The 3,723-nt window shown below is 62.8% G+C and carries 4 protein-coding genes; 1 reads left to right on the top strand and 3 read right to left on the bottom strand.

All coding sequences use genetic code 11. The features are described 5' to 3' along the window. Positions 1-2 precede the first annotated feature (2 nt). Positions 3-746: an amino acid ABC transporter ATP-binding protein gene (locus JF66_RS15040; protein ID WP_035879315.1), complete on the top strand. Its 744-nt coding sequence runs from the start codon at positions 3-5 to the stop codon at positions 744-746. A 9-nt stretch (positions 747-755) separates the two neighbouring features. Here the strand turns inward: JF66_RS15040 and JF66_RS15035 are convergent, their stop codons facing one another. The 3 genes from JF66_RS15035 to sepH all read right to left on the bottom strand — a co-directional run bounded on the left by JF66_RS15035 (position 756) and on the right by sepH (position 3,474). Continuing rightward, the gene (locus JF66_RS15035; RefSeq protein ID WP_231556450.1) at positions 756-1,739 is read right to left on the bottom strand and encodes an aromatic acid exporter family protein; all 984 of its coding nucleotides are present in this window, start codon (positions 1,737-1,739) and stop codon (positions 756-758) included. 157 nt (positions 1,740-1,896) lie between these two features. Beyond that, complete coding sequence (locus JF66_RS15030; protein WP_197059436.1) at positions 1,897-2,223, bottom strand: hypothetical protein; 327 nt, start codon at positions 2,221-2,223, stop codon at positions 1,897-1,899. An 84-nt stretch (positions 2,224-2,307) separates the two neighbouring features. After that, entirely contained in the window at positions 2,308-3,474 is a 1,167-nt protein-coding gene (gene sepH, locus JF66_RS15025) for a septation protein SepH (RefSeq protein ID WP_035879311.1), read from the bottom strand. Positions 3,475-3,723 lie beyond the last annotated feature (249 nt).

Below are 3,723 nucleotides of genomic sequence, written 5' to 3'. Positions count from 1 at the left end.
AAATGAGCACGATCAGCACCAGCAAGATCAGCGTCACCGGTCTTCGTAAGTCCTTTGGCTCCAACGAAGTACTCAAGGGGCTCGACGTTGAAATCATGGAGGGCGAGGTCGTCTGTGTGATCGGTCCGTCAGGCTCGGGCAAATCCACCTTCCTCCGCTGCCTCAATAAACTCGATGAGATCACCGCGGGCACCGTCGTCGTCGATGGCTTTGATCTGACGGACAAGACCGTGAATCTGAACGAGGTTCGTCAGCACATCGGCATGGTCTTTCAGCACTTCAATCTGTTCCCGCACATGACGGTTCTGCAGAACATCATGCTTGCTCCCGTCGAACTTCGTCAGGGCACCAAGCGCGAGGCCAGGGCGACGGCTGAAGCCCTCCTGGCGCGCGTCGGCCTGAGCGACAAGGCCCAGGCTCGGCCTGCGCAGCTCTCCGGGGGGCAGAAGCAGCGCGTTGCCATCGCTCGGTCGCTCGCGGTGAATCCTGACATTATGCTCTTCGACGAGGCGACGAGCGCGCTCGACCCCGAGATGGTCGGGGAGGTTCTGCAGGTGATTCGCGAGCTGGCGACGGAAGGCATGACCATGGTGGTTGTCACGCACGAGATGGGCTTTGCCCGGGAGGTCGCTGACCGTGTCATTTTCATGGCCGACGGCGTCATCGTCGAGGAGGGAAGTCCCGAGGAGATCTTCGGCAATCCTCAGCAGGTTCGCACCCAGGACTTCCTCTCCAAGGTGCTCTAACCGAACCGGCTAGTCGCCCACGATCTCCTCGCGCACGCGGCGCAGGTCCTCCATCAGCGAGCCGATCAGGATCCAGTGATCGGGGTGGGGAGTCACAATCTGCAGCGGCGCCGTGAGGGCCATGACTTCAGGGGCGGGTAACGCCGGCGCGGCGGAGCCCTCTCCGTCTCCCCGGGTCAGCAGTCGCAGGTCGTGGGCCACCCGCACCAGCTCCGTCGAGAAAGCCTGAAGGCTCGGCTCATACTGCAGGGAATCGTCGTAGTGATCGTGCAGGGCCCGCGTCATACCGATGGCGCGGGTCACGAGGGTGGGCAGCCGCTTGGTCATAGCCCGGTCTGCGTCGAGGTCGAGACGAAGTTTTGCCTTGCGTGGGTTGAGCATGAGACTCTCCTCCGCCTGCAGGATCGCCCTCTCCGCGGATTCCAGCATGGGTCGCAGGAGACGCGCTTTGATCATCAGTTCCATGAGGTCGGCCGGGCGCTGGGGTGTGCGCAGCGCCCGTGCGATGCGGTCGAAGGTCTCGGCCACTTCGCGCGCAAGCAGGCTGACCGCCTCACTGGCCGGCCTGATCAGCACCGGCGGAACGATGACGGCATTGATGATGAGGGCGATACCGGCGCCGATGAAAGTCTCATAAATGCGATCCAGGGCATAGCCGGGAGTGGTGGCACCGAGGGCGAGAACGAGCATCGCGCTGATCGGGATCTGGCTCGCTGAGACGGGCGAGAGCCGGAGGGCCCACGCCACCGTGATGCTGACGATGACGGTCCCGAGCACGACCCAGCTTGACTGGCCGAAGAAGAAGCCGATTGTGGAAGCGATGATCACGCCACCGATGACACCCGACGTACGCTCGATGGCGCGGCCCAGAGTCTGGTTCACGCTCGGCTGCACCACGAGAAGCGCGGCGATGGCCGCGAAGATCGGCAGATCACTCGGGAGCAGGAGCTGGGAGGCCAGCCACGCCAGGGCTACGGCCACCGATGTCTTCACGGTCTGCAGAAAAGGCAGCCGCCGGGAGATCCGTAGGTTCGTCGATATTCGCACTCTCTAGGATATCTCGCTGCCGCCACCCCCGTCGGAGCCGACGCAGGTCAGGTCTCGAGCTGTCGGTGCGCGGGGCGGAGGTGCAGACATCGCGCGAGATGTCCTAGTCGAAGATGCGAAGGAGTCGCCAGGGGAGACCGTCAACCGATGACACCATGTCGTGGGTGCCAACGACGCTGATCTCCTGGCTCACGTCGAAGACGTGCGTCTCACCGTCATCGGCCGTGGCTTGAAACCGCCACCCGGAGATGTCGAGTGGTGCATGACCGATTCCATAGCTGTACGGCTCGAACGGTTTCCACCACTCCGATGTTCCCACGAGAGCGGTCGGCGTATCGGACACACGAAACCGCCGGGAGCGCCAGACCAGCCGCACCGGCGATCCGGCCTCGCTCGTCCAGACCATCACGGGTTCGTTCACCGAGGGCATTTCGCACCTCCTCGACTCAGTTATCTAGAACACATGTTCTAAGAAAACTATAACGCCGCGGCTGACTCCGAGTCCACAGAAGATTTAGGCCAGATCATCATCCGTGCGGGCGCCGAAGACGATTTCATCCCAGCTCGGCATAGACGCCCGACCACGCTTGCCGTGACTGCCTGTCGTGCGCGGCTGGGCCTTCGCCGCTGCCTGGTTGGCCGACTGGCTCGCCCAGATGCTCTGCGTGGTCTCCGTGCGACGAGGAGGCGTCTCTTCGGTGGTGACGGATTCGACGCCGGTTTCTGGCTGGGCGGGGGAGTCGGCGGATAATTCGGCGGGAGTCTCGATGCGGCGCCGACCCGCACCGGTTCCGGCACGGCTCGATGCGGCATCGCCGAGAGCAGCAGCTTCCCGTTCGCCACGGCGGCGGCGCAGGGAATCCAGCAGGTCTGCCGTCTCGCTCATGCTCACCGAGGGCTCAGCTGCCCGCTTGATGGCCGCTTTCGACACGGCTTCGGACGAACCGAGCGTACGAGATTCGACGGGACGTGAGTAGGGAACGGGTTCGATCGGTGCGGTGTCGTTGAGGATTTCGTCAGCGAGCGACTCTTTGAAGGTGAACGCGCCGCTGTCGAACCGGGAAACGTCGGAATTGCTGGTCTCGGAACCGACAGCGCGCAGTCGCGGGATCAGCGAACCCTTGAGCTCGCCCTGCTGCGAGAGTGCAATGGCCTCGTTACCGATGGGTGACAGGGCATTCTTCTTGGGCTCGAAGCCCCAGCGCGCATCATGGTCGATATCGTCGGCGGTGAAGGAGAGCTTGATGATCCACCCGGCGCCGGGCTCTTTCCAACTGGCCCAGCGTTCGTTGGACGCTCCGAGGGAGGCGAGACGGTCACGGATGACGCCACCAAAGTTGGCATCGTCTCCCACCGGGTCGGGGTCGATGGCTGTGTGTACGGGAACGCTCAGCGCGCAGGACACCATGTATTCGCGCTCCGCAACCACAGGCCCCTCGAACCGGCGAACGTAGTCGAGCGGGGCGCCGGTGACCGCAGCCACGTCTTCCGCCGACATTCCTGATCGAATATGCGCCTGCACCTCACGCGGTGAGAGCTTGGGCGCTGTGGACGCCTCCGTCTGGGTTTGACGAAGCTTGGACTGGAGAACCTCGTCGATGGCGATTCGAAAACGATCGCCGTCTTCTGACGCTGCAAGCAGCGCACCGTTCTCAACCCCAATGACCTTCAATTCCTGCATGGCGCAAGCCCTCTCGCGATTACCGTTAGCTGCAAGAATCGCATGTCTTCGTGTGTTTTTCCGGGAATACGCCGGGCGTGCCGCAAGTTGATGACAGAGCTGACCGAAATGTAAGGCGAGCGAGTTGCTATTTCCCCCGGATTGTTGCAAACTGTGCCCGCTGATTTCGTTTATCGGCGTTACTGAAATGGATGGGCATGGCAACCGACTACGACGCACCGCGGAAGACCGAAGACGACTCTGAGTCGA

Source organism: Cryobacterium sp. MLB-32 (assembly GCF_000738085.1).
Taxonomy (GTDB): domain Bacteria; phylum Actinomycetota; class Actinomycetes; order Actinomycetales; family Microbacteriaceae; genus Cryobacterium.
This window is presented reverse-complemented; position numbering and strand designations above follow the sequence as displayed.

Bases quoted from the DNA above. Each gene is read 5' to 3' on its own strand.
- JF66_RS15040 (WP_035879315.1), top strand. From the start codon at position 3: ATGAGCACGATCAGCACCAGCAAGATCAGCGTCACCGGTCTTCGTAAG.
- JF66_RS15030 (WP_197059436.1), bottom strand. From the start codon at position 2,223: ATGCCCTCGGTGAACGAACCCGTGATGGTCTGGACGAGCGAGGCCGGA.
- sepH (WP_035879311.1), bottom strand. From the start codon at position 3,474: ATGCAGGAATTGAAGGTCATTGGGGTTGAGAACGGTGCGCTGCTTGCA.